A 24925-nucleotide genomic window follows, 5' to 3' on the forward strand; every position below is an offset into this window, starting at 1 on the left:
CGTGACCCTCGCCTCGCTCTCCCCCCAGGCGGCCCTGCCGAGCCCCAGCACCGCGGTCTGGCAGCTCGGGCCGGTGCCGATCCGGGCCTACGCGCTCTGCATCATCGCCGGCATCGTGCTGGCCTGCTGGGTGACGGAGCGCCGGCTGCGGCAGCGCGGCGTCGCGCCCGGCGCGGTGCTCGACATCGCCGTCTGGGCGGTGCCCGCCGGCATCATCGGCGCCCGGATCTACCACGTGATCACCTCACCGGAAAAGTACTTCGGCGCCGGCGGGGACCCGATGAAGGCGTTCGCCATCTGGGAGGGCGGTCTCGGCATCTGGGGCGCGGTCGCCGGTGGCGCGGTCGGCGCCTGGATCGCGGCCCGACAGCTCGGCATTCCGTTCGGCGTGGTGGCCGACGCGCTGGCCCCCGGGCTGCCGCTGGCCCAGGCGGTCGGCCGGGTCGGCAACTGGTTCAACAACGAGCTCTTCGGTGGCCGGACCACACTGCCGTGGGGCCTGGAGATCCATCGGATGGACCCGGACAATCCCGGGCACGCGCTGCGCGACGACGCCGGGCAGCCGATCCTCGAACCGGGTCTCTACCAGCCCACCTTCCTCTACGAGGCGCTGTGGAACCTCGGCGTGGTGGCTCTGGTCGTCCTCGTCGACCGCCGGCTCAAGCTGGGCCGGGGCCGGGCGTTCGCGCTCTACGTGATGGGTTACACGGTCGGCCGGTTCTGGATCGAGTTGATGCGCACCGACGAGGCCAACCAGATCCTCGGCGTCCGGCTCAACGTCTGGACGGCCGCGCTGGTCTTCCTCGGCGCCCTGATCTACTTCGTCCGGGTGCGCGGCCCCCGGGACTACCTGATCCCGCTCGGCCCGGCGGGGGCGACGACCCCGCCTCCCGCGTCCGACCTGTCGCAGGTCGACCTCTCCGAGCGGGAGACCCCCGCGCGGGCCGCCGCGCCGGAGGGCTACCGGGTGGTGAGCGAGGAGCAGTACGCCGCCTGGCAGGACACCGGCGTCGTACCGCCGGAGCCGGACACCGACGACGACGGCCGTCCGGCCGGTGACGATCTGGCCACGGACGCGACGCCGGCCGACCTCGCGTCGAGCGACGACGAGCCGGCGGACGATCCGTCGTCCCGCACCGACCGGGCCGAAGCCACCGGCGCGCGTCCCGCCGACCGGGACAGCTGAGCGGGGGCGGCACCGATGCGAAGCGCGGTGGTGGTCGGCGCAGGGGTCGGTGGCCTCGCGGTGGCCGGCGCGCTGGCCCGTTCCGGCTGGCAGGTCACAGTGTTGGAACGCGCCGAACGGGTGCGCCCCGAGCCGACCGCCGTGGTGCTCTGGCCCAACGGCGTCCGTGCGCTCCAGGCCCTCGGCCTCGGCGCCGGCCTGGCCGCCATCGCCACCCCGCTGCCCGACGGTGGGGTCCGTCGCCCGGACGGGCACTGGCTCGTGCAGCCCCGGCCCATCCCGGCCGACCGGATGCCGGTGGTGGTGCACCGGGAGGACCTGCACGACGCGCTGATCGCCGGCCTCGGCGAGCGGGTCGAACTGCGGACCGGGGTGACAGTGCGCCACGTCCGCATCGAGCCGGGCGAGCGGCCGGGGGTCAACGACGGGCGGCAGACCATCGAAGCCGACCTGGTGGTCGCCGCCGACGGCACGGACAGCGGCATCCGCCGCCAACTCGCGCCCGAGTCCCGGGTGGTCAGCTCCGGGTGCGCCGCCTGGCGGGCGGTCATCCCCTGGTACCAGGCACCCCGCCTCCCCGACGATCAGCCGGTGGCCGGCGAGATCCTCGGCGCGGGTTACCGGTTCGTGGCGGCGTCGCTGGGCGAGCGCGGTTCCTCGGGCGGGTCCACCCGGGGCGGCATCTACTGGGTGGCCACCGCCGCCGGTGCGCCCCGCCCGGAGCCACCGGAGACCCAGCTCGCCCTGCTGCGCCGGTGGTACGCGGGCTGGCCCGCGCCGGTCGGCGCGCTGCTCGACGCCACCGACCCGGCTGACCTGGTCCAACAGGAGGTTCGCGAGCTGCGTCCGCTGCCCCGGTCGTACGGCTTCCCGGTCGGGCCCGGTGGGGTGGTGCTGCTCGGCGACGCGGCGCACGCCATGCCGCCGCACCTCGGGCAGGGCGCCTGCCTCGCGTTCGAGGACGCCGCCACGCTCGCGTCGCTGCTGCGGGAGGCCCGGCTGCCCGACGCCGTCCAGGCGTACGACCGGGTGCGCCGCCCCCGGGCCGCGACTGTGGTCCGGCAGACCCGGCGGATGTCGGCGGTGCTCCAGACCCGCGGCCGGTTGGCGCTGCGCGCGCGGGACGCCGCCCTGGGCACTATCAACTCACGGCTGCTGTCCAGCGCCGTCGCCACCGCCGCCCAGTGGCGTCCGCCGACCTGACCTGGGTCGCCGGGCGGGTCAGGGGATGAGGGCGGCGGGTTCGGCGATGCAGGCGGTGCCGATCCGGCGGAAGCCGACGCGCAGGTAGACCCGCGCGATCTCCTCGCTGCCGGCGGAGAGGAAGACCAGTTCGGTGCCGGCGGCGAGGAGTTCCCGGGCCAGGGTGGCGGTGAGCGCGGCGCCCAGCCCGCGTCGCCGGGCGGACGGCAGGGTGGCCACCCCGGCGATTTCCGCAACGTCGTCCACGCGCATCGCCATGCCGCTGGCCAGCGCGCCCTCGGCCGGCGTGCCGGCGAGTGCGGAGATCCGTCGGCCGTCGGCGATCCGGGCACGCTCCTCGTCGAGCGCGGTCAGTTCGAGTTCGGTGACGGCGGCGTCACGTTCGGCCGGGCCGGCGTCACCGGGGGCGGTGCCGGCGGCGGCGAACGAGACCGCTGCCACCGCGCGCCGGGCGGCGACGTCGGCGGCGAAGCCTGGGTAGTCCGCCGCCAGCACCCGCACCGCCGCGTCGGAGAGCGTCGCCGGGTCGGGCAGTGCGGTCGGATCGAGGACCATGAGCGGCGCCTCCAGCACGCTCAGCCCTGCCGAGCGGGCCACCGCCAGCAGCTCGGGGGTCGTCTCGTGCACCCACTCGAAGGCTTCCGGCAGGCCCAGCTTGCGCTGGCGCTCGCGGACCGCTGTCACGTCGGCCAGCGACGGCGGTTCGGTGGCGTCGATCCGGGGGCGGGCGTAGAACGGCCAGCCGGCGGCTTCGCGGACGAACAGCACCAACCCGCCATGATCCTCCGCTCCGGCGACGTCGCGGGGCACCGCGTCGTAGAAGCGTTCCAACCGGTCGAAGATGTCCTTGTTTCGCGGATCCACCGCGCGAGACTACACGTCCCAGCCAGTGGACGGTGTGATCAATCTCGGGTGGCCGTGTGGCCCCGGCCCTAACGTAGACTCAATAGACCCACGGGCCGACGTCGTCCCCACCATGATCCAACCTGAGTGACGACAGGAGGCCCGGTGGCTCAGCCGTACGCGGACACAGAACAGCAGCACCCGCACAGCCCACAGGCGTCCCCGACGCCCCACGCCCGTCCGTCCGCCCAGGGCCTCTACGACCCGGCGCAGGAGCGCGACGCCTGTGGCGTGGCGTTCGTGGCGGACCTGCACGGCCGGCGTTCACACTCGGTCGTCGCCAACGGGCTCGGCGCGCTCTGTCGGCTGGACCACCGGGGCGCCCGTGGCGCGGAGCCGAACACCGGCGACGGCGCCGGCATCATGATCCAGATCCCCGACGCGTTCCTGCGCGCGGTGGCCGACGTCGCGCTTCCCCCGGCCGGCGAGTACGCCACCGGGCTGGTCTTCCTTCCCGACGACGACGCCGCCGAGGCACGTGCTCGCCGGGTGGTGGAGAAGTACGCGCTTGTCGAGGGCGCCGACCTGCTCGGCTGGCGGGACGTGCCGATCGACCCCAGTGACCTTGGCGAGACCGCCCTGGCGGCGATGCCCCGGGTCCGGCAGCTCTTCCTGGCCGCGCACCGCCTCACCGACGCGCCCGACGGGCCGGCCGGTTCCCCGCTGCGCGGCATCGAACTGGACCGGGTGGCGTTCTGCCTGCGCAAGCAGGCTGAACGGGAGACCGCCGAGCGGGGTGTCCCGGCGTACTTCCCGTCGCTGTCCAGCCGCACCATTGTCTACAAGGGCATGCTCACGCCCGACCAGTTGCCGGCGTTCTACCCGGACCTGCGCGACGAGCGGGTGGACAGCGCCATCGCGTTGGTGCACTCCCGTTTCTCCACGAACACCTTCCCGTCCTGGCCGCTGGCGCACCCGTACCGGTTCATCGCCCACAACGGCGAGATCAACACGATCCGGGGCAACCGCAACTGGATGCAGGCGCGCGAGGCGCTCCTGCGCTCGCCGAACGTGCCCGGCAACATCCGGCGGGTCTTCCCGGTGTGCACCCCCGCCGCCTCCGACTCGGCGAACTTCGACGAGGTTCTGGAGTTGCTGCACCTGGCCGGGCGGAGCCTGCCGCACGCGGTGCTCATGATGATCCCCGAGGCGTGGGAGAACGACCCGGGGATGGACCCGGCCAAGCGTGCCTTCTACCGCTTCCACGCCAGCCTGATGGAGCCGTGGGACGGTCCGGCGTCGGTGGCCTTCACCGACGGCGACATCGTCGGCGCGGTGCTGGACCGCAACGGGCTGCGTCCGGGTCGCTGGTGGCAGACCGACGACGGGCTCGTGGTGCTCGGCTCCGAGGCGGGCGTGCTCGACCTGGACCCGGCGCACGTGGTCGCCAAGGGGCGTCTCCAGCCGGGCCGGATGTTCCTGGTCGACACCGTGGCTGGGCGGATCGTGCACGACGAGCAGATCAAGTCCGAGTTGGCGGCCGCCCAGCCGTACGGCGAGTGGTTGCACGCCGGGCTGATCGAGTTGAACGACCTGCCGGCCCGCGAGCACACCGTCTACACGCACGACTCGGTGCGCCGCCGGCAGCAGACCTTCGGTTACACCGAGGAGGAGCTGAAGATCCTGCTCGGGCCGATGGCACGTAGCGGTGCGGAGCCCCTCGGTTCGATGGGTACGGACACCCCGATCGCGCCGCTGTCCACCCGGCCGCGGCTGCTCTACGACTACTTCCACCAGCTTTTCGCCCAGGTCACCAACCCGCCGCTGGACGCGATCCGCGAGGAGTTGGTGACCAGCCTGGCGTCGACGATCGGGCCGGAGGGCAACCTGCTCGACCCGGGTGCCGCGAGTTGCCGGCAGATCGTGCTTCCGCACCCGATCATCGACAACGACGAGCTGGCAAAGATCCTCTCCATCGACGAGGACGGCGACCTGCCCGGTTTCAAGGCGGTCCGGGTCTCCGGGCTGTACCGGATCCGGGAGGGGGCCGCCGGGATCAAGGCGCGTCTGACCGAGATCTGCCGGCACGTCTCCGAGGCGATCGAGGACGGCGTACGCATCCTGGTGCTCTCCGACCGGGACTCCAACGCCGACCTGGCACCAATCCCGTCGCTGCTGCTCACCGCGGCCGTGCACCAGCACCTGGTGCGTGAGCAGACGCGTACGCAGGCGGCGCTGATCGTCGAGTCCGGCGACTGCCGGGAGGTGCACCACGCGGCGGTGCTGATCGGCTACGGCGCGGCGGCGGTCAACCCGTACCTGGCGTTCGAGTCGGTGGAGGACATGATCGCCACCGGCAGGTTGGCCGGGGTGGAACCCGCCGCAGCGGTGCGCAACTACGCGAAGGCGCTCGGCAAGGGCGTCCTGAAGATCATGTCCAAGATGGGCATCTCGACTGTCTCCTCGTACTGCGGGGCGCAGGTCTTCGAGGCGGTCGGCCTGGACACCCGGCTGGTGCAGCGCTACTTCCGGGGCACCCCCAGCCGCATCGGCGGGGTGGGCCTCGCGGGCGTGCACGCCGAGGTGGCCGCCCGGCACGCGTTGGCCTGGCCTCCGGCCGGCACCGCCGTCTCCGACCGGTTGGAGGTCGGTGGGGAATACCAGTGGCGCCGCGAGGGTGAGCTGCACCTGTTCAACCCGGAGACGGTCTTCCTGCTGCAACACGCCACCCGCACCCGGCAGTACGACGTCTTCCGGCAGTACACCGCGAAGGTCGACGCGTTGGCCGCGCAGGCCGGCTCGCTGCGCGGGTTGTTCACACTGCGCACCGGGGTCCGTCCGGCGGTGCCGATCGAGGAGGTCGAGCCGGCCACCGAGATCGTCAAGCGGTTCGCCACCGGTGCCATGTCGTACGGGTCGATCTCGGCCGAGGCGCACGAGACGCTCGCCATCGCCATGAACCGGCTCGGCGGCAAGTCCAACACCGGTGAGGGCGGCGAGGACGTCGAGCGGCTGCACGACCCGGCCCGTCGGTCGGCGGTCAAGCAGATCGCCAGCGGCCGGTTCGGTGTGACGAGCGAATATCTGGTCAACGCCGACGACCTCCAGATCAAGATGGCTCAGGGTGCCAAGCCGGGTGAGGGCGGTCAACTGCCCGGCAACAAGGTCTGGCCGTGGATCGCCCGGACCCGGCACGCCACCCCCGGCGTGGGTCTGATCTCCCCGCCGCCGCACCACGACATCTACTCCATCGAGGACCTCGCCCAGTTGGTGCACGACCTGAAGTGCGTCAACCCGGCGGCCCGGGTGCACGTCAAGCTGGTCAGCGAGGTGGGTGTCGGCACCGTCGCCGCCGGGGTGGCGAAGCTCAAGGCGGACGTCATCCTGATCTCCGGCCACGACGGCGGCACCGGCGCCTCCCCGATGAACTCGCTCAAGCACGCCGGCACCCCGTGGGAGTTGGGGCTGGCCGAGGCGCAGCAGACGCTGCTGCTCAACAAGCTGCGCGACCGGGTCACGGTGCAGGTCGACGGCCAGCTCAAGACCGGCCGGGACGTGCTCGTCGCGGCGCTGCTCGGCGCGGAGGAGTTCGGTTTCGCGACGGCGCCGCTGATCGTCGAGGGCTGCGTGATGATGCGCGTCTGCCACCTGGACACCTGCCCGGTCGGCATCGCCACCCAGAACCCGGTGCTGCGGGAACGCTTCAGCGGCAAGCCGGAGTTCGTGGAGAACTTCTTCCTCTTCCTCGCCGAGGAGGTCCGGGGTTACCTGGCCGAGTTGGGTTTCCGGTCCATCGAGGAGGCGATCGGGCAGTCCGAGCTGCTCGACGTGGCCCCGGCGCTGACGCACTGGAAGGCGCACGGGTTGGACCTGGCGCCCGTCCTGCACCTGCCGGAGCTGCCCGCTGGTGCGGCCCGACGCGGGGTCCGCGCCCAGGATCACGGCCTGGACCAGGCGCTCGACAACGAGCTGATCGCGCTGGCCGGTCCGGCCCTGGAGGGCGGGGCGCCGGTGCGCGTCGAGGTGGCGGTGCGCAACGAGCACCGCAGCGTCGGCGCGATGCTGGGCGGTGAGGTGACCCGTCGCTTCGGTGGTGCCGGCCTTCCCGAGGACACTGTGGAGTTCGTGCTGCACGGCACGGCGGGGCAGTCGTTCGGCGCGTTCCTGCCGCGCGGGGTGACCCTGCGCCTGCACGGCGACGCCAACGACTACGTGGGCAAGGGCCTCTCCGGGGGCCGGCTCATCGTTCGTCCGGACGCGGCGGCGCCGTTCCTCGACCCGGACGCCGCGCCGGGCCAGCGGGCCGAGGATCAGATCATCGCCGGCAACACCATCCTGTACGGGGCCACGGCGGGCGAGGTCTTCCTGCGTGGCCGGGTGGGGGAGCGGTTCGCGGTCCGCAACTCGGGCGCGATCGCCGTTGTCGAGGGCGTCGGCGACCACGGCTGCGAGTACATGACCGGCGGCACTGTGGTGGTCCTCGGTGCTACCGGCCGGAACTTCGCGGCCGGCATGTCAGGTGGCACGGCGTTCGTGCACCACCTGGACCGGGCCCGGGTCAACGCGGAGCTGGTCGACCTGGTGCCGCTGGGCGAGCAGGAGCAGTCGTACCTGCACGAGCTGGTCCAACGGCACGTGGCGGAGACCGGGTCGGCGGTCGCCGAGGAGCTGCTCAAGCGGTGGCCGGAGGCGGTGGCCGAGTTCACCGCGGTGATCCCGCGCGACTACCGCCGGGTGTTGGAGATCATGCGGGCCGCCGAAGCAGCCGGCCGCGACGTCGACGACGCGGTCATGAAAGAACTGACCGCGCCGGCTGTGCCGGCGATGCCGGTGCCGCCCGCCCCGCGGGTGGCTGCCCAGGAGGTGGCACGTGCCTGACCCGAACGGTTTCCTGCGCTACGACCGGCGCCTGCCGGCCCGCCGCCCGGTGCCGGTGCGGATCAGCGACTGGCGGGAGGTGTACCCGCCGGCCGGCGAGGAACTGGTCCGTGAGCAGGCCACCCGATGCATGGACTGCGGCATCCCGTTCTGCCACGACGGTTGTCCGCTGGGCAACCGCATCCCGGACTGGAACGACCTGGTGCGGACCGGCAACTGGGACGCCGCGGTGGAGTCGCTGCACGCCACCAACAACTTCCCGGAGTTCACCGGCCGGCTGTGCCCGGCGCCCTGCGAGGCGGCCTGCGTGCTCGGCATCTCCGGCGGTCAACCGGTGACCATCAAGCAGGTCGAGGTGGAGATCGCCGACGCCGCCGCGGCGCGGGGGTTCACTCCCCGCCCGGTGCCGGCGCCGTCGGGCCGGTCGGTCGCCGTCATCGGTTCCGGGCCCGCCGGTCTCGCCGCCGCCCAGCAGTTGGCCCGCGCCGGTCACGCGGTGACCGTGTACGAACGCGACGACGCGATCGGTGGTCTGCTCCGGTACGGCATCCCCGACTTCAAGTTGGAGAAGCGGCACATCGATGCCCGGTTGGCCCAGCTCACCGCCGAGGGGGTGCGCTTCCGCACCGGTGTGAACGTCGGGGTGGACGTCACCGCCGAGCAGCTGCGCGCCGAGCACGACGCGGTGTTGCTCGCCGCTGGGGCGTTGCAGGGCCGGGACACCCCGGAGACTCCCGGGCGGGAGCTTCGGGGCGTACACCAGGCGATGGCGCACCTGGTCGCGGCGAATCGCGCGGTCGCGACAGCGCCCACCGACCAGGCCGGCGTGGTGGCCACCGGTGAGCGTCGGCTGGCCCCGGCGGTGATGCCGGACGGCACTCCGATCGACGCGGCCGGCAAACACGTGGTGATCATCGGTGGTGGTGACACGGCGGCCGACTGTCTCGGCGTCGCGCACCGCCAGGGGCCCGCTGGCGTGCACCAGCTCGACCTGTACCCGCAGCCGCCGCAGGAGCGCGACGAGGCACGGGATCCGTGGCCGACCTGGCCGTGGGTGCTGCGCAGCTATCCGGCGCACGAGGAGGGTGGCGAGCGGGTCTTCGCGGTGGCGGTGCAGGAGTTCGTGGACGACGGCACCGGCCAGGTGCGGGCGGTGCGGATCGCCGAGGTGACAGTGAAGAAGCGCGACGGTCGGCGGGTCGTCACCTTGGTGCCGGGTTCCGAGCGGGAGCTGCCGGCCGACCTGGTGCTGCTGGCGATCGGTTTCGAGGGCACCGAGCAGCAGCCGCTGCTGGCCCAGTTCGGCGTGGCCCGCAACCCTCGGGGCGCCATCGACGCGAACGACGGCTGGCAGACCGAGGCCGACGGGGTGTTCGTGGCCGGCGACATGCACCGGGGCGCCTCGCTGATCGTCTGGGCCATCGCGGAGGGGCGGGCCGCCGCCGCCGCCATCCACGGCTATCTGGGCGGCGTTGGTGCGTTGCCGGCCCCGGTCGGCCCGACCGCGCAGGCTCTCGCCGCTCGCTGAGTCGCGGGCGTCCGGTCGGTGCGGCAGTTGCCGCTGCCGCACCGACCGGGCACTCCCGCTGCTGAAGCCGCTCACCGTCGCCCTGGACCGAGTTGACCGGCGGGCCGGTGGCGAACCGCTGAGACAGCCGTCACCAGCGGTGGACCGCTTCCGGGACAGGGCGCCACGAAGATCATCGTTACGCTGCGATCATGGAGATCGAGGAGCGCCTACGACGAACTCGCCGATGGCTGTGGATCGTGCTGATCGGGCTCTTCCTGAGCGGTGTCACAGCGTTTCCGCTGGAGATCGAGGTGCGCTGGCTGCTGCGCGCACTGGACCCCCTCGCCGGCCAACTGCCGGCGCTCGTCGCCTGGATCGAGCGGGTGCACACCGGGCTCGTGACGGCCGGCGAGGACTACCCGTTCCTGCTCTACGGCACCGACTGGCTGGCCTTCGCCCACCTGGTGCTGGCGGTGGCGTTCTGGGGGCCGCTGCGTGACCCGGTGCGCAATGTCTGGGTGGTGCAAGTCGGCATGATCGCCTGCGCGGGCATCGTTCCGCTGGCGCTGATCTGTGGCCCGATCCGGGACATCCCCTGGTTCTGGACGCTCGTCGACCTGTCCTTCGCGGTCGGGGCGTTTCCACCGCTCTGGTTCGCGTACCGGCACATCCGCGCCATCGAAGCGAGCACGGTTGAGGCGACCGGCGCCGGGCCGGCCTCAACCCCGTAGACACCTGCCGCCTGCCTCACCGGACGAGGGTGCTTCACCCCTGCCCCGTCGATCATGGAGTCGTGGTGGGCAGAATCTTGATTTTCGCCCGATATGTGGGGCACCACGACTCCATGATCGACGTGCGATTTTGCATTGGGTCCTAGTGCGACATCAACTGGTGAGCGTCGCGGATCTTGGCCCAGGATTTGGGCTCGGCCGGCGGGGCGGCCTTGCGGGCGGCGCTCGCCACGTCGGGTCGACCGGCGGTGAACAGCCAGGTGGTGAACAGCTCGTCCAGGTCCAGCCCCGAGATCCGTTCGGCCAGGGCCTGGAACTGCTCGATGGTGCCGTTGCCGTGGCGGTGCTCGGCGGTCCAGGTCGGCAGGATCTCGAAGAACGCGTCGTCGCCGACGGCCAGCCGGAGCTGGTGCAGGGTCATCGCGCCCCGGTCGTAGACGGCGTTGTCGAAGACCCGCGCGGCGCCCGGGTCACCGGGAAGCACCTGCCAGAACCCGTCGTCGGCCGGGTAGCTGGCGTAGGTGAAGTCGAAGACCTCCTGTGCGGTGCCCTCGCCCTGCTCCTCCGACCAGAGCCACTCCGCGTACGAGGCGAAGCCCTCGTTGAGCCAGATGTTGCGCCAGTCGGCCACCGAGACCGAGTCGCCGAACCACTGGTGGGCCAGCTCGTGCGCCACCACGTACGTGTTGGCGCCGCGTCGCCAGAAACCCGCCGCGTACACCGGTCGGGTCTGCGTCTCCAGTGCGAAGCCGATGCCGTCGACCGGCCCGGCCACACCGCCCTGCGCCTCGAAGGGGTACGGGCCGAAGATCCCGCTCTCCCAGTCGATGATCTCCGCGGTCCGCTCGATGCTGGCCCGCGCGGCCGGCCCGAGGGCTCCCAGAGAGGTGCTGTACGCGTTGATCACCGGCTGACCGCTCGGGCTGGTGTCGGTGACGATGTCGTACTGGCCGATGGCCATGAACGCCAGGTAGGTGGCGGTGGGAGAGGTGGTCCGCCAGATCCACCGGGTGCGGTTGCCGGCCTCGGCCAGCGGCGGCCTCGGCTGCACGCCGTTGCTGATCACCTCGACGCCGGTGGGCACCGACACCGAGATGTCGTAGGTGGCCTTGTCCAACGGGTGGTCGTTGCTCGGGAACCACCACCACGCCGACTCGGGCTCGTTGACGGCGAGGGCGCCGTCGTCGGTACGCGTCCAGCCGGTGTAACCGTTGACCAGGGCCTCCGACGGAACGCCCGAGTAGCGCACGACGATGGTGAGCTGCTGGCCCTTCGTCACCGTGCGGGACGGGGTGACCACCACCTCGTGCGCCCCCGCGGTGCTGCTGGTCGCCGCCCAGCCGTTGACCCGGACCGACTCCACGTCGAGCAGGAAGTCCAGATTGAACGTCGAAAGGTCCGCAGTGGCGGTGGCGAGAATGGTGGTGGTGCCGGTGAGCAGGTCGGTGGCCGGTTCGTAGCGCAGCCGGACGTCGTAGTGCTCGACGTCGTAGCCGCCGTTGCCATAGTCGGGGAAGTAACTGTCGCCCAGTCCGGGCGCGCCGGGTTGCGGCGCGGCGGAGACGACCGGACGGCCCCAGGCCGTCGGGGCGGCCTGGCCGGGGGTGCCGGCGAGCATGGTGCCGGCGGTGGTGAGGGTCAGGGCGGTGGTGGCCGCCGTGAGGACTCGTCGCACGGGGTGGACTCCCTCCATCGGGTGTTCGCCACGCCAACCTAATCGACAAGTGTGAACGTCGCCGACCCGCCACACCCGTGGTCGGACGTCAGCCCTGGCGCGCCTTGCGCCGCAAGTTCACACTGTGTTGATCGGAGGTGACGCGTGCGGCGCTCGGAGTTGCCCAGTCGGGAGCTGATCGGCCAACGGCAGTCGACCGCAGGCCGGGAGCGGCTGCCTGCCGGTGGGTTGGAATTCTTCGCTCTGCTCGCCCGGCTGCTGCGGCGACCTCGTCGCGGTGACCGCCGGCTGCCACTGCTGTGGCTGGTCCGCTCCGACACAGCGGATCTGATGGTGCCGCTGCGCCGGTTCCTCGGCCAGGGCCTCCGGCGGCGCGTTCCGCACGCCGTGCTCGACGCCGACGTGCCGCCCGGCGCCGGGGACGTGCCGGCGCTGCTGCGCGAACTGCACAGGCAGCTCTCCCTGGAGGCGTTCGGCGCCGCCCGACTGCGCTTCCGGCACTACCCGCTCGCCGACTGGCTGATGCAGCAGAGCCTCAGCCCGGGCGTCGACGCCGACGACAGCCGTGCCGCCCTGGTCCGCCGGCTGCGTGACCGCAAGGGCCCGCGGACGCCGGAGGCGTTGCCCTCCGGCGGCGATGCGGTCAGCATCGTCTCGCAGGTGCTGCTCTGGCTGGTCCGTCGCGCCGTGCCGGGGGTGGTCTTCCGCGCTGCCGTTTCCGGTCGGGTGCCGGTGCTCGGGCGGCACTACAACTGGTTCATGCGCCAGCAGTACCTGGCGCCCCGGCAGTCGGTCACCTTCCTCGGCTTCGCCGAGCGCCTCACCGCTGGCTGGCGCGACGGGGAACAACCCGACCAGGTCAACAAGCTGCTGCTGCACGCGTTCCTGGAGGACCTGCGGCAGGCGTACCGGCGTCGGCCGTGGCGTCCGTCGGACTGGCGGCGCACGGCGTACCCGGCGCTGCTCGTCGACCACGTCGCCCCCGGCAACGTCGGCGGTGAACTGGTCCGCCTGATCGGCGACGTCCGCACCGAGACCGGCCGCAACGACCCGCTGCTGATCGTCGCGTCCGGTGGGCAACCCCCACCGGACCTGCCCGAACCGCACCCGTTGACGGAGGCCGACGAGGCGTACGACGAGTGGGCCGGTGCGCTTCCGGAGATGCGGCGGCTGCGCCGCCCGGCCACCTGGCTGGTGGCGTTGCGCCCCGACGAGACCGACACCGGCCCGCCGTCGCGGGGAGGGCTGCGGCCGTTCTCCGCGCCCGACCCGCCGTGGTGGTCGCGGCGCTTCCTGCCGGCGGCGCTCTGCCTGGTGCTGGTGGCGGCGCTCGGCGTGTGGGTGGCCAGCCGGTGGGGGCCGGGCTGTCATCCCACTCTCACCGGCCAGGTGTCGGTCGAGGTGGCCGCCAGTGGCGAGTGTGTCGGCTACAGCGACAGCGCCGCACAGGTGTTCAACAACGACCCCGGCCAGGACCGGCTGCGCACCGTCCAGGAGCGCATCTTCGCGCAGAACCCTGCCGCCGAGGAGGTGTGGCAGCGCAGCGACCGGCGACGGCCCTTCCTCACCCTGGTCTACCTCGGCACCCTCACCGGCAACCGGACCCGCGCCGACGAGGAGTCGTACGTCTCCGAGCGCGAGGAGCTGGAAGGGATGGCCACCGCCCAGTACGCGTTGCTGAAGGAGTCGGCCGGCGCCGACGGCGCGGCGCTGCTGCGCATCGTGGTGGCCAACGGCGGCCGGCAGATGATCTACGCCGACCGGGCCGTGGCGATGCTCGCCGAGCTGGCCCGGGACGACCCCACGGTGCTCGGGGTGGTCGGGTTGGTGGAGAGCCGGAGCAGCACCGCCCGTGCGCTGCGCGAGCTGAACCGGGTGGGCCTGCCGGTGCTGGCACCCACCCTCTCCGCCGACAAGATGGACGCCAACTCCCGCCTCTACCTGCAGATCTCCGCGCCGAACAAAGACCAGGTGAAGCTCGTCGACGCGTACGCCACGCAGGTGCTGAAGGTCGACGAGGCGCACGTCTTCTACACGACGTTGGAGGGCAGCACGCTCACCGAGGACCTCTACGTGGGCACGCTCGTCGACGGGCTCCGACAGCGGTTCGGCAGCCGGATCACCCGCCTCGACAAGTGGGGCACCGGGCAGCGGTTGACCGACGAGTGCGGCTACCCCGGCCTGCTCTTCTACGCGGGCCGGTGGTCGGAGTTCGACGGTTTCCTGCGGGCGCTGCGCGAGTGCGGCGGCAACCCGCCCCGACACCTCGTCGCCGACGACTCGGCCAACCGGTACATGGCCAACCCGGGGTTGCGCGCCGCCGCGCCCGGCAACCTGCCCGTCACGTACGTCTCCAAGGCGGCCCTGGCCACCTGCGCGGCGCTGCGTGCCGCCCAGGACCGGCGCGACGACACGCGGGCCAGCTTCCTGTCCTGGATCCAGGCCGACGACCTGCTCGACCCGCCGCGCTGCCGGCCGGGCTCCGAGGAGCAGGTCGGCGAACGGGTGAGCCTCGCCTACGACGCGTCGATGATGCTGGTCCGGGCGGTGGAGAGCCTCGCCGCCCGGCTGCACCACGCCGATCCCCGGCAACGCTGGGAGCCGGAGTCGGTGAACCCGGTGGGCGTGCACGCCGAGGTGCTGCGGCAGAACGCCGGCCAGGGTTACCCGGGGGTGGCCGGGCTGATCCGGTTCACTCCCGACTCGGGGGAGCCGGTCGACAAGCGGCTGGCTCTGATGCGGGTGGAGCAGGTGCCCGACGTGGCGAGGGCGCCGGTGGAAGTGTTTCGTTGCGGCGCTGCCGACGCGTCTGGGCCGGCGGTGTGCGGCCCCGCCTGACCGGTCCGGCGTGACACGTCCTCGCAGGACTGTCCGGGTGCCGCCGGTGTCCGTTAGGGTTCCTGGGACCAGGCGGCCGTGGCGTTGGGGGCAGAGGGTGGGCAGGCTCGCGTCGGCGTTCGGGCAGGCGGTCAACTCTCACCGGGCCGCTCGGGCGCATCTGGACACTGCCCGCGGCGTCCTGGGGGCGGCACCGGCCACTGTCGCGCCGACCGGCGCCGACGACCTGGTGACCCGCCTCGCCCGCCTCGGTGCCACCCTGGCCACCCCCGCCCCGGGCGCCACACCGCTGACTGACGAGCCGGCCGCGGTGCGGATCGGCGAGGCGTCCACAGCGGACGGCACCTTTCCGGTGCTGGTTCCGCTCGGCGGGGGCCACCATCTCGCGGTGGACGCCGACGCCCGTGACCCGCAGGTCGCCGGGTTGCTCCGGGCGCTGGTGCTGCGGCTGGTAGCCACCGCGCCGCCCGGTCAGGTCCGCGTCGCCGGCATCGACACCGCCGCGCTCGGCGCCACCTTCGGCCCGTTGCGCCCACTGCTCGACGCCGGGGTGCTCGGCCCGCCGGCCACCAGCGAGGCAGAGGTGGCCGCGCTGGTGGACGCCGCCGAGCAGCATGCCCGGGCCGCGCAACACGGTCAGCCCGGCGCCCGTCGGCTGCTGGTGGTGGTCGCCACCGCCGCGCCGCCGCCGCGCGAGCTGGCCCGGCTCGCGGCGCTCACCCACGCCGGCCCGGCCGCCGCCGTGTGCGTGCTGCTCGCCGGTCACCCGTCCCGGCTGCCCGGCGAGACCGCGCCGCCGCTCGGCGGCACCACAGCGGTACGGCTCAACCAGGGGTACGCGCACGTCGGTGACCCGCCCGGCGCCCCGTTCAGCGCCGACGGCAGCGGGCTCGCCGCACCCGTCCTGCTCGACGGCGACCCGCCGCCCGCCTCGGTACGCGCCCTCGCCGAGCACCTCGGCACCGCCACCCGTCGCGCCGACGAGTTGCCCTTCACCGACCTGCTGCCCGAACGGCGCTGGGCCGAGTCCTCCGGCAACGGCCTGCGGACGGTGATCGGCCGGGCCGGAGGCACCGCGCTGACGCTGGCCTTCGACGACGCCACCCCGCACTGGCTGGTCGGCGGGCGCACCGGCGCCGGCAAGACGGTCTTCCTACTCGACGTCCTCTACGGGCTGGCCGCCCGCTACTCGCCGGCCGAGTTGCAGCTTTACCTGCTCGACTTCAAGGAGGGCGTGAGCTTCACCGAGTTCGTGCCCACCGGTCGGGACCCGTCCTGGCTGCCGCACGCCCGAGCCGTCGGCATCGAGTCCGACCGCGAGTACGGTCTCGCCGTCCTGCGCGAGCTGCGCCGCGAAGCGCAGCGCCGGGCCACCGCACTCAAACGGCACGGCGTCACCAAGCTCGCCGACCTGCCCCCCGACAATCCGCTGCCGCGCATCGTGACTGTCGTCGACGAGTTCCACGTGCTGCTCGCCGGCAACGACGCGTTGGCCCGCGAGTCCGTCGACCTGCTGGAGGAGTTGGCCCGCAAGGGCCGCTCGTACGGCATCCACCTGGTGCTGGCCAGCCAGAGCATGACCGGCATCGAAGCCCTCTACGGGCGGGCCGAGGCGATCTTCGGGCAGTTCGCCCTGCGGGTGGCCCTGCCCGGCGGCGGTGGGGTGCTCGACCAGCTCAACGACACCGCCGCGGCCCTGCCGATCGGCTCGGCCGTGGTCAACACCGCCGCCGGCGCGGTCGGCGCCGACACCGTGCTGCGCTTCCCGGACGCGCACTCGGCGGCGTCGGACGTCGCCGCGTTACGCCACGACCTGTGGCAGGCCCGTCCGCCGGGCTCGCGGGCCCCGGCGGTCTTCAAGGGGTACGAGGCCGCGCGGATCGAGGACGACGCCACGTTCGCCGGGTTGCGCCCCGGTGGTCGACGCCCGATGGCCCTCGTCGGCCGGACCGTCGACGTGCACGGCACCACAGCACTGTTCCTGATGGACACCACCCCCGGCCGCCACCTCGCCGTGGTGGGCACCGCACCGACCGGCGCGGACGTGCTGCGCGCCGCGACGCTCAGCCTGGCCCGCCAGCACACCCCCGGTGACGTTAGGTTCCAGTTGGCCTGTCTGGTCACCGTCGCCGACCCGGTCGCCGACGACACCGAGACGCTGCTCCGGGCCGCCGGCCACCCGGTGCAACGCCTCGACGCGGCCGGGCTGCGCGACCGCATCGCCGCGTTGGCCGCCGAGCCCACCGGCCGCGAATACCTCGTGGTGTTCGGCATGGACGCCGCCGCGCCCGTCCTCGGAGCCACCGACCCCGGCACGTTCCGCTCCGGCCTGGACGACCTGCGAACCGTCCTGCGCCAGGGCCCCGGGCAGGGTGTGCACCTGCTCGGCTGGTGGCGGGGGCTGCGCCGGCTCGCCGACGACCTCGGCGGCACCCAGAACCGCGACGACGTCGCCTGCCTGGTCGCGCTCAACGTGCCCGGCGCCGAGCTGGCCCTGCACCTCGGAGCACACGACCTGACCTACACGCCCCGCCCCGACCGGGCGCTGCTGATCGACAGGCACGACCAGCGCACCCGGCTGATCGTTCCGTTCGTCGGCGACGGGCACGAGCCGGACGGGGAGCGGTGACAGTGTCCTTCGAGGAGTACGCGGCGCTGGCCCGACAACTCTCCGCACAGCACCGGGCCGGGGAACAACACGCCGCCGCCGAGTCCGCGCGCCGTCGCGACCTGCACGCCGCCGTCGACTACCTCCAGCAGCGGCTGAACGCCCAGGGGCAGCGCCTCGACCAGCTCGGCCGGGCCATCGGCATCGACCAGCCAGCTCCTGCTCCGGCGCCCCCTCCCACCGCAGCCGAATCTGGGGACGGGGAGCATGCCGGCGCAGCCGGCGTGCCAGGGCGGGCGGGGGTCGGGGCGTACCCCCGGTTGCCGGCGGGGGAGGCGCGGCTGGCGCTGCCGACGGCGGTGAGCCCGGCGGGCGGCGGGGTGCCCGCGCAGCGAGCGGCGGCGGCCGACCCGGTGGTGGAGTTGGAGCTGGCCCGGCGGATGGCCGACGAGGCCGACCGGCACGGGCAGCAGGCGGAGATGCTGGCCCAGCGGCCCGCGCTGCTGCCGACGTGGTCACCGCTGGCCCGGGCGGTCGCCGTGTACGCCGGGTGCGGGGCCGTCGCCGGGGTGCTCGTGCTGATCCTGGTGCTCGCCTCCGGGGTCGGCATGGTCGACGGGTTCACCCTCGGCGCGTGGATCTGCGCGGGGTTGCCGGCGGTGGCGTTCTTCGGTGGGTACCTGGTGCTGGGCCGGTGGGGGCGGCCCGCCATGGTTGCCGGCACACCGCCGCGATACCTGCCGCTCGGGTTCCTGATCTGCTTCCTGCTGGTGCCGATGGCCTACTGCGCGTACCTGCTGATGGTGCGCGGCCTGCGGTGACCGTGCCGTCGGCCGGCTCGGGGTCGACCGGCTAGACCAGGTGGTAGGTGATGCTGCCGGCGTCGCTGAACCTCTGCTCGGCGCCGCTGGCCGAAGGGCTGAAGACGCGGCAGGTGCAACCGTCGACGGGGCGCCCAGCCGACGCTTCGGCGTAGTACCAGACCTGACCCAGTTGGGCCTTGAACGTGCGACTTGTTCGCGCCGGCACCTCGACAGCCCGCTGCGGCTCACACCGATCGTCGAAGAGCCACAGCACGAACGGCTCACTCGCCGCCGAGGCGGTGCCGCGCACCGGTGCCCCCCAACGGCCCTCGGGAATGTCCTGCTGGAAGTACGCCATCGCCTCCTTGCCCTTGGTCCTGGCGATACAGGTGCCGTCGAGCGGCGGCCGAGTTTCGGGGACCGGCCCGGGGGCGGCAGGTGCGGACGACGATGACGTCAGGCTGCCGAGGATGCTCTGCCCGTCACCTGTTGCGACGGAGACGACGAGCAGGAGGGCGAGCAGCCCGAGGAGACCGCCGGACAACCCGACGACGCGAGCCCGGCGACCACGACCGGCCGACGTCGTTTCTGTCTTCTGCGCCGTCACGCCACGTCACCCCTCAGTCAACTGCCGCCGAGTCTAGGAGGCTCCGCGCTCCGGCGCGGCCCCGAGCGTGGCGTTGCCCGTCTGTGGCTGGTCGTTCCACCAGGGGCGCGGGGTGCGCGGTCCGCCGGCGGGCATGATCCACTCGGTTTCCTTGAAGTCGGGGTGTCCGCGCCAGCGGGACACCCCGATCTCCGCAATCTCGTGTCGATCGTGGGCCGGATCACTCCCGGTCGGACTCCACCGATGCGCCTACCCGGTGGCGATCCCCGCCGTGCGTCGTGTTGTCGGCGGCGGCCACCAGGATCTCGTCGAGTTCGCGGTCGGTGAGACCTTCGTCTTCGAGGAGGCCGAGCAGCAGCACCGTCCGCGCGACGATTGCCGCCATATCGTGGGGCACGGGCGGACGCTCACCGAGCGCCTCCCACACCAACGCCTCGGCCAGCACCGGGTCGACGTCGCTCCCGGTCGCGTCGTAGCGTTCCCGAGCGGACGCGACGAACCGGATCACCGGCGCCCGGTCCTGCCCCGCGATGAACCGCCGCCGTACCGCCACCAACAGCGCACCGGCGAGCAGGCCGCGCAGCGCCGCGTGCGGATCGCTCACCATCGTCGCCCCCTGATCATCGCGAGTGCTCTCCTGTACGGGTGTCGCCCGGTCAGTCGATGCCGCCTGGTCACCAGAGCGCTCGCCGCTCGGCAACCATGAGCGATCACCTCGGCGTCGCTGGCCCTGTCGCGGTCGGCGTGGCTGATGGGCCGGGGCGGCGCAGGCGGCGCCACCGGCTGTCCGGTCAGCGCCGCCACCGAGCGCTCGATCCGGCAACCGCCGACCGCGAGCCGGGCGACGACCAGGTCCAACCGGGTGAACGCCGCCGCGAAGTGCCGGGCCGCTACCCCGTCCGCCACTTCCCGGGTACGCCGCAGCCGGTCCTCGGTCGCGCCCAGCCGCCAGCGGACACGGGCGGCCAGTACGGCAGCCCGGTCAGCGTCGACCCGAGCAGCGCGCAGGCCAGCGAGCAGTGCCCCAGCCGAGCCTCCCGGTGACTTCCGATCGGCGGCCAAGCCGGCGTAGACCAGGCTCAACGCCTGCCAGCACTCCGTGACCGCGTCCTGCCAGGGCAGCCGCCGGCCGGACGGCCCTGCCCCGTGCAACTGCCCACCGGCCCGATCCGCAGGTCGTCCACGGCGTCGGTGGTCATTCGCCCGCCTCGGCACTGGACTTGACCAGCAATGCAAAACGCACATCCGCGCAGGGATAGTCGACGCCGCACTCGCAGAGCCAGCGCCGTACCACCCGGGGTGGATGGGCGAAGAGGACATCGTCGGCGTCCTCGACGTCCTGATCGGACACAAGGCGATGGAGTTGCTCAGCCGGTGCTGGTGGGTCGGTGGGGGATTCATCGGGTCGATCGGGCATCGGGGCTCCCGTCGGGTCGTCTCCTAGCTGTTCACGGCTCTTGCGTCGGGGCGGCGTGCGGGCACACCCCGGCACGCCCGGCCGAAAGGGGGGACCGACCGACCGGGCGCTTCCTGCGCGATGGGAACGGGCTCGCGGACCACATCCGGGGCCAGATCGAGTCAGGGGAGCTTGCGCCGGGGGATCAGTTACCCTCCACGGTGCAGCTCAAGGCCCAGCACGGCATTTCGACGACAGTGGTTCGGCAAGCCATCCTGGTTCTTCAAACGCAGGGCTGGGTGCAGGGCGTTCACGGACTCGGCGTGTTCGTCGCCGAGCGCTGAAGGTCCGACGGCCCCGATGCCCGCCAAAGCGAAGTGGGCGCTGATCGCCGACGGCATCCGCGCTCAGATCAAGTCCGGCGAACTTGCGCCAGGTGACAAGCTGCCCTCGACCGCCGAGCTGTGCCGTGAGCATGACGTCTCGGCCATCGTCGTTCGTCAGGCCATCAACGCGCTCAAGATCGAGGGCTTGGTTGAAGGCGTGGGTGGCGTCGGCGTCTTCGTGGCCGAACGCTGAGCGTCCGACCGCCCCCGACGCTCTCGGTCCCGCGCCGCTCCAGATCTTGGACACTTTCCGTTAGCTCATAACGGAAATTGTCCAAGATCTGCGTCTCCTTCAGTGCGATCGAGGTCCCGGAGGCCAAGTTGTCGGGGGCGCTCGCTTGGGAATCTCTGCCCCTGAGGTGACGCGGGAGCGAGCGGGCGGTCGCGCTGGGTACGCGAATCTCGTACGCTCCCATGTGGTCTCTGCCAGTGCGGTGGTGGAGGCGATGGTCGACCACGGGGAGGCGCGCGTGAGCGCAGCACAGATCATCGCGAGGTTGGCGGCGGCGTCGCAGAAGCTGGACGAGGCGAAGGCCAAGACGGCAGCGGCAGCACAGGACGCCGCCGAGGCGCGGGCACTCGTCGCCGGCGCGCTGGAGGGTGTGGCCGCCGGCCCGCTGGTTGGCATGATCGACTCGTACCGCCAGGCGCTCGCACAGGCCTCTCAGGGCGGTGACCCGGCCAAGCAGCACGTGCAGGAGACGATCGCCAAGGTCCGAGCGCTGGGAAACTGACCATGGGTGGTGGCAGCGCAATCCACCAACCACCCGCGCCAGTCAGTGTCACCTTGCGACCCGCAGTGCCAAGCCAGGCAACAGCCGCTGTGCCCAGCGCCAGCGGTCTGTCCCCTGCGTACCGAGATCAGAGTGCTGCTGAGGCGCCGCGTCCAACGCGCCGAGAGCGCGTTAGCCCCGAGGCCGTCGCTCTTGGAGGTTCTTTTGCGTTCAGCGGGTGACGTGGAGTCAATCGGTGGCGGGTACGCGTTCGATGACGATGACCGGGATCTCGCGGTTGGTCCCCTTCGCGTAGCGGGCGTACGTCGGGAAGACCTTCGTCATCACCGGCCACAACCGGACGCGTTCCTCGCCGGTCGCGGTCCGGGCCCGACCGGTGATCCGCTCCGCGCCGACCTGGATCTCCACCGTCGGGTCGGCGGTCAGGTTGAGGTACCAGGCGGGGTGCTTGGCCGAGCCGCCGTTGGACGCCACCAGCACGTGGTTGTCGCCGTCGCGCCCGTACATCAGGGCCGTGCGGCGTAGCGTTCCCGATCGGCGTCCGCGGGTGGTGAGCAGCAGCGAGGGTACGCCGTGGAAGGTGCCCCCGTCGGCGCCGTCGGTGCGCACGTAACGCTCGATGTGGCTGGCGACCCAGCCGACCGGGCTGTCCTCGACAGTCTCGTTCTGCTCATGTGTGGTCACGCCATCGCCTCCAACGTCGAGCCGGACGGTCGGGTGGGGTGTCGATCATACGCGGGGCTTAAGCGGTGGCCGCCCCTGAAGAGGGTGCCGGCGGTTTTGGGCGAACGTGATGTCTGTGGGTCATCGTGATGACTCACAGGCATCAGGCTCTAAAGGGACATGACCTCCCGGGGCTGCGGGAGCAAGCCGGCGAGGGAGGGTCAGCCGCGCGAGCGCGGCAGGCAGCACTTCTTGTACTTGGCGCCGGAGCCGCACCAGCAGGTGTCGTTGCGGCCGGGCGGCCAGGCGGTCACGCCGGTTTCGTCGAGGCTGTCGGCGTACTCGTCGAGTGTTTCCTCGTCGATGGGGTCGGCACCGGCGAAGGCCGCCAGGCCGTCGACGGTGCCGGCGACGACGCCCAGATCGACGCCGCCCATCCCGGAGGCTTCGACGAACGTGCGTTCGAGGTTGGCGCGGTACTCGTCCCAGGTGGGCGGGTAGCTGTCGGCGAGCGCCGGCCAGCGCTCCAGCAGGGCGTCGAATTCGGCCTGCGGCCAGAACAGCAGTGTGGCCGGGCCGTCGTCGAGGGCGTCGAGCGCGTGGGTGCTCGCGGCGCGCAATCGGTCGGCGAGGTTGTCGTACTCGTCGTGGGGTAGGCCCTGCTCCTCGCGCAGGTCGTGCCGCCGCTGGGCCAGGCCGTAAATCATGGCGGCGGCCTCGTCCTGGGCATCCTCGGACGCGTGCTGCTGGGTGCGGGTCCGTTCCAGGATGGCGTCCAGCGCCCCGGTGAGCCACTCCACCGCCGTGTCGGTGCGGCCGGACTCGGCCAGCTCGTCGACCAGGTAAACCGCCGCCGGGTCGGTCTCCAGCAGTGGGCGCAGGGCGGTCAGTTCGGCCATGCCCTCGTCGGAGCGGTCGAGGCGCAGCAGCAGGCCGCCGCGCACCGCCCGGGGGTACGCGTTGTCGTCAGGCTGTTCGGCGATGGCGCGGGTTGCCAGGGCGAGCGCGTCGGCCCGGTCGCCGGCTTGTTCCAGGATGTCCGCGGCGACCAGCAGGGCGTACCCGGTGTCGTCGGGGTCGGCGACCCGGCCATCGTCGACGGCGCCGACCAGTTCGGCGACGAACGCGGCCGGGTCGGGGCTGACGGGGCCCATGATTCCGATCTCGTCGATGCGGTCGGAGGTCAGCAACTCGGGCATTGGCGCATCCTGAGGAACGACGGACGGGGAGCGGTCAGCGTACTCCGGAACGCGTCGCGGCCCGGGCGGCGAACCGCCCGGGCCGCGACACGACACCTCAGCGGGTCGCCGGCATGGTGGCGAACTCGCCGGCTAGTTCCGACTCGACGATCGTCGCGGCGGGCGGCCGGCGACCGGCCGACGCCCGCCGGGCGGACGGGACGGCGAGGGCCGCGAGCGCGGCGGCGAGGGCGATCGCGGTGAGGACGAGAAACCCCATCGTGAAGCCGGCCTCCCGGGGCATTCCGTTGGCCTGTGGGTTCGCGGTGATCACGCCGCTGACCACTGCGGCGCCGATCGCGCCGCCGATGGTGCGGATGTTGGCGTTCATACCGGTCGCGACGCCGGTCTGGCTGGCGGGCACGCTGGCGACGATCAGGTTGGCCATCGACGCGAAGGCCAGGCCGATCCCGAGGCCGACCAGGCCACCGGCGACGGCGACCTCCCAGCGGGTGTCGTGTGCGGTGGCGAGCATCGCGGAGGCGGCCACGTTGAACGTGGCACCGGTGGCCAGTTGCGCCTTGGCGCTGAAGACGGCCTGGAGTCGCCCGGCGATGATGCCGGCGACGAACATCGCGCTGACCATCGGGAGCATGAGCAGGCCGGCCTGGCTGATGCTGGCGCCGAAGCCGTAGCCGGCGGCGGTCGGGGTCTGCAGGAACTGCGGGAGGAACGCGTACACGGAGAACATCGACGCGCCGTAGAGCAGGGCGACCAGGTTGGTGGTCCACACGCCGGGCAGGCGCATCATCCGCATGTCGATGAGTGGGTTGCTCGACCGCAGTTCGGTGACGAGCCAGCCGACCAGCAGTACGACGGCGAGCGCCAGCAGGCCGAGCACCCGGGTGGAGGTCCAGCCCCAGGTGGCGCCCTGGCTGATCGGCAGCAGCAGTGCGACGAGCCAGCCGGAGAGCAGCAGAGTGGCGCGCCAGTCGATCCGGCCGGGGGTGCGGACCGGCGACTCGGGCACGAACAGGTGCGCGGCCACTGCGGTCAGCCCGACCACGATCATCGGGATCCAGAACAGCCAGCGGTAGTCGAGCGTGCTGACGATCGGCCCGGCCAGCACGATGCCCAGGCCACCGCCGACGGCGACGATCGCCGAGATGGCGGCCACGGCGGTGGAGACCCGCGCGGCGGGGAACTCGTCGCGGATGATGCCGAAGGACAGCGGGAAGACGGCTCCGCCGATGCCCTGCACGACCCGGGCGAGGATGAGCACGCCGATGGTCGGCGCGATGGCGGCCAGCAGGCAGCCGAGGGCGAGGGCGGCGAGCGAGACGACGAGCATCCGCTCCTTGCCGACCATGTCGCCGACGCGTCCGAGGATCGGTGTGAAGATCGACGCGCTGAGCAGGTAGGCGGTCAGGACCCAGGTCACTGTGTTCTGGGAGGTGTGCAGGTCCTGTTGGATGGTCGGCAGCACCGGGGTGATCAGCGACTGGAGCATCGCGAAGAACCCGGCGCCGGCCGCGAGCACGGTGAAGGTGAGCCGACGCGAGCTGCGTCGGGAGGTCACTGCCACGAGAGGAAACTCCCTGATTACGTACGGGATGGAGTGCGTGTCGTCCGTCGTCTGTGACGGGTGGTTTGTCGGGTCCGGGCGATCGCGGTGGCCAGGCGGCG

At 72.4% G+C, this 24925-nt stretch carries 21 protein-coding genes; 12 read left to right on the forward strand and 9 right to left on the reverse strand.

Features of this window, described 5'->3' with window-relative positions:
* Nucleotide 1 precedes the first annotated feature (1 nt).
* The gene (gene lgt, locus ABZ406_RS22020) at nucleotides 2-1186 is read left to right on the forward strand and encodes a prolipoprotein diacylglyceryl transferase (protein ID WP_357764543.1); all 1185 of its coding nucleotides are present in this window, start codon (nucleotides 2-4) and stop codon (nucleotides 1184-1186) included.
* A 15-nt stretch (nucleotides 1187-1201) separates the two neighbouring features.
* Complete coding sequence (locus ABZ406_RS22025; protein ID WP_357764546.1) at nucleotides 1202-2389, forward strand: NAD(P)/FAD-dependent oxidoreductase; 1188 nt, start codon at nucleotides 1202-1204, stop codon at nucleotides 2387-2389.
* 18 nt (nucleotides 2390-2407) lie between these two features.
* Here ABZ406_RS22025 and ABZ406_RS22030 read toward each other — a convergent pair whose 3' ends face one another.
* A complete protein-coding gene (locus tag ABZ406_RS22030) occupies nucleotides 2408-3253 on the reverse strand; it encodes a GNAT family N-acetyltransferase (protein ID WP_357764549.1) in 846 nt (281 codons plus the stop codon).
* Nucleotides 3254-3397: 144 nt separating this feature from the next.
* On the opposite strand from ABZ406_RS22030, the gene gltB reads away from it, so the two are divergent.
* From gltB to ABZ406_RS22045, 3 genes are all read left to right on the forward strand, one after another.
* Nucleotides 3398-8110: a glutamate synthase large subunit gene (gene gltB, locus ABZ406_RS22035; protein ID WP_357764552.1), complete on the forward strand. Its 4713-nt coding sequence runs from the start codon at nucleotides 3398-3400 to the stop codon at nucleotides 8108-8110.
* Complete coding sequence (locus ABZ406_RS22040; protein ID WP_357764555.1) at nucleotides 8103-9638, forward strand: glutamate synthase subunit beta; 1536 nt, start codon at nucleotides 8103-8105, stop codon at nucleotides 9636-9638. Before gltB ends, ABZ406_RS22040 begins: the two co-directional genes overlap by 8 nt.
* 191 nt (nucleotides 9639-9829) lie before the next feature.
* Entirely contained in the window at nucleotides 9830-10351 is a 522-nt protein-coding gene (locus tag ABZ406_RS22045) for a hypothetical protein (protein WP_357764558.1), read from the forward strand.
* Between the two features lie 142 nt (nucleotides 10352-10493).
* Here ABZ406_RS22045 and ABZ406_RS22050 read toward each other — a convergent pair whose 3' ends face one another.
* On the reverse strand, nucleotides 10494-12026 hold the full coding sequence (locus ABZ406_RS22050) for a M1 family metallopeptidase (RefSeq protein WP_357764561.1): 1533 nt from the start codon (nucleotides 12024-12026) through the stop codon (nucleotides 10494-10496).
* A 144-nt stretch (nucleotides 12027-12170) separates the two neighbouring features.
* On the opposite strand from ABZ406_RS22050, the gene ABZ406_RS22055 reads away from it, so the two are divergent.
* From ABZ406_RS22055 to ABZ406_RS22065, 3 genes are all read left to right on the forward strand, one after another.
* The gene (locus ABZ406_RS22055) at nucleotides 12171-14864 is read left to right on the forward strand and encodes a hypothetical protein (protein WP_357764564.1); all 2694 of its coding nucleotides are present in this window, start codon (nucleotides 12171-12173) and stop codon (nucleotides 14862-14864) included.
* 97 nt (nucleotides 14865-14961) lie between these two features.
* Complete coding sequence (locus ABZ406_RS22060; protein ID WP_357764566.1) at nucleotides 14962-17493, forward strand: FtsK/SpoIIIE domain-containing protein; 2532 nt, start codon at nucleotides 14962-14964, stop codon at nucleotides 17491-17493.
* The gene (locus ABZ406_RS22065) at nucleotides 17490-18293 is read left to right on the forward strand and encodes a hypothetical protein (RefSeq protein ID WP_357764569.1); all 804 of its coding nucleotides are present in this window, start codon (nucleotides 17490-17492) and stop codon (nucleotides 18291-18293) included. Before ABZ406_RS22060 ends, ABZ406_RS22065 begins: the two co-directional genes overlap by 4 nt.
* A gap of 31 nt (nucleotides 18294-18324) precedes the next feature.
* Here the strand turns inward: ABZ406_RS22065 and ABZ406_RS22070 are convergent, their stop codons facing one another.
* The 4 genes from ABZ406_RS22070 to ABZ406_RS22085 all read right to left on the reverse strand — a co-directional run bounded on the left by ABZ406_RS22070 (nucleotide 18325) and on the right by ABZ406_RS22085 (nucleotide 20233).
* Entirely contained in the window at nucleotides 18325-18882 is a 558-nt protein-coding gene (locus tag ABZ406_RS22070; RefSeq protein ID WP_357764572.1) for a hypothetical protein, read from the reverse strand.
* 220 nt (nucleotides 18883-19102) lie between these two features.
* Entirely contained in the window at nucleotides 19103-19489 is a 387-nt protein-coding gene (locus ABZ406_RS22075) for a hypothetical protein (protein WP_357764575.1), read from the reverse strand.
* Nucleotides 19483-20034, reverse strand: coding sequence for a hypothetical protein (locus ABZ406_RS22080; protein WP_357764577.1), 552 nt, complete (start codon nucleotides 20032-20034; stop codon nucleotides 19483-19485). The genes ABZ406_RS22075 and ABZ406_RS22080 overlap by 7 nt, the downstream gene beginning before the upstream one ends.
* Nucleotides 20035-20077: 43 nt before the next feature.
* Nucleotides 20078-20233: a hypothetical protein gene (locus ABZ406_RS22085; protein ID WP_354977473.1), complete on the reverse strand. Its 156-nt coding sequence runs from the start codon at nucleotides 20231-20233 to the stop codon at nucleotides 20078-20080.
* On the opposite strand from ABZ406_RS22085, the gene ABZ406_RS22090 reads away from it, so the two are divergent.
* The 4 genes from ABZ406_RS22090 to ABZ406_RS22105 all read left to right on the forward strand — a co-directional run bounded on the left by ABZ406_RS22090 (nucleotide 20186) and on the right by ABZ406_RS22105 (nucleotide 21398).
* Nucleotides 20186-20326: a hypothetical protein gene (locus tag ABZ406_RS22090; RefSeq protein WP_357764670.1), complete on the forward strand. Its 141-nt coding sequence runs from the start codon at nucleotides 20186-20188 to the stop codon at nucleotides 20324-20326. The two genes, ABZ406_RS22085 and ABZ406_RS22090, sit on opposite strands and share 48 nt — an antisense overlap.
* A gap of 86 nt (nucleotides 20327-20412) precedes the next feature.
* A complete protein-coding gene (locus tag ABZ406_RS22095; protein ID WP_357764668.1) occupies nucleotides 20413-20622 on the forward strand; it encodes a winged helix-turn-helix domain-containing protein in 210 nt (69 codons plus the stop codon).
* A 16-nt stretch (nucleotides 20623-20638) separates the two neighbouring features.
* Nucleotides 20639-20857 (forward strand): winged helix-turn-helix domain-containing protein, encoded by a 219-nt coding sequence (locus ABZ406_RS22100; protein ID WP_357764579.1) that lies wholly within the window; start codon nucleotides 20639-20641, stop codon nucleotides 20855-20857.
* A 277-nt stretch (nucleotides 20858-21134) separates the two neighbouring features.
* Nucleotides 21135-21398, forward strand: a complete 264-nt coding sequence (locus ABZ406_RS22105; protein ID WP_030489032.1) for a DUF6244 family protein — start codon at nucleotides 21135-21137, stop codon at nucleotides 21396-21398.
* A 228-nt stretch (nucleotides 21399-21626) separates the two neighbouring features.
* On the opposite strand, the gene ABZ406_RS22110 is transcribed toward ABZ406_RS22105, so the two are convergent.
* From ABZ406_RS22110 to ABZ406_RS22120, 3 genes are all read right to left on the reverse strand, one after another.
* Nucleotides 21627-22082 (reverse strand): nitroreductase family deazaflavin-dependent oxidoreductase, encoded by a 456-nt coding sequence (locus ABZ406_RS22110; RefSeq protein WP_357764582.1) that lies wholly within the window; start codon nucleotides 22080-22082, stop codon nucleotides 21627-21629.
* Nucleotides 22083-22282: 200 nt separating this feature from the next.
* On the reverse strand, nucleotides 22283-23260 hold the full coding sequence (locus ABZ406_RS22115; RefSeq protein WP_357764585.1) for an SEC-C metal-binding domain-containing protein: 978 nt from the start codon (nucleotides 23258-23260) through the stop codon (nucleotides 22283-22285).
* Nucleotides 23261-23357: 97 nt separating this feature from the next.
* Nucleotides 23358-24824 carry an MFS transporter gene (locus ABZ406_RS22120; protein ID WP_357764588.1) on the reverse strand — a complete coding sequence of 489 codons (1467 nt, stop codon included), beginning with the start codon at nucleotides 24822-24824 and terminating at the stop codon, nucleotides 23358-23360.
* Between the last annotated feature and the right edge of the window lie 101 nt (nucleotides 24825-24925).

The organism is Micromonospora sp. NPDC005710 (genome assembly GCF_040630995.1).
Taxonomy (GTDB): Bacteria; Actinomycetota; Actinomycetes; order Mycobacteriales; family Micromonosporaceae; genus Micromonospora.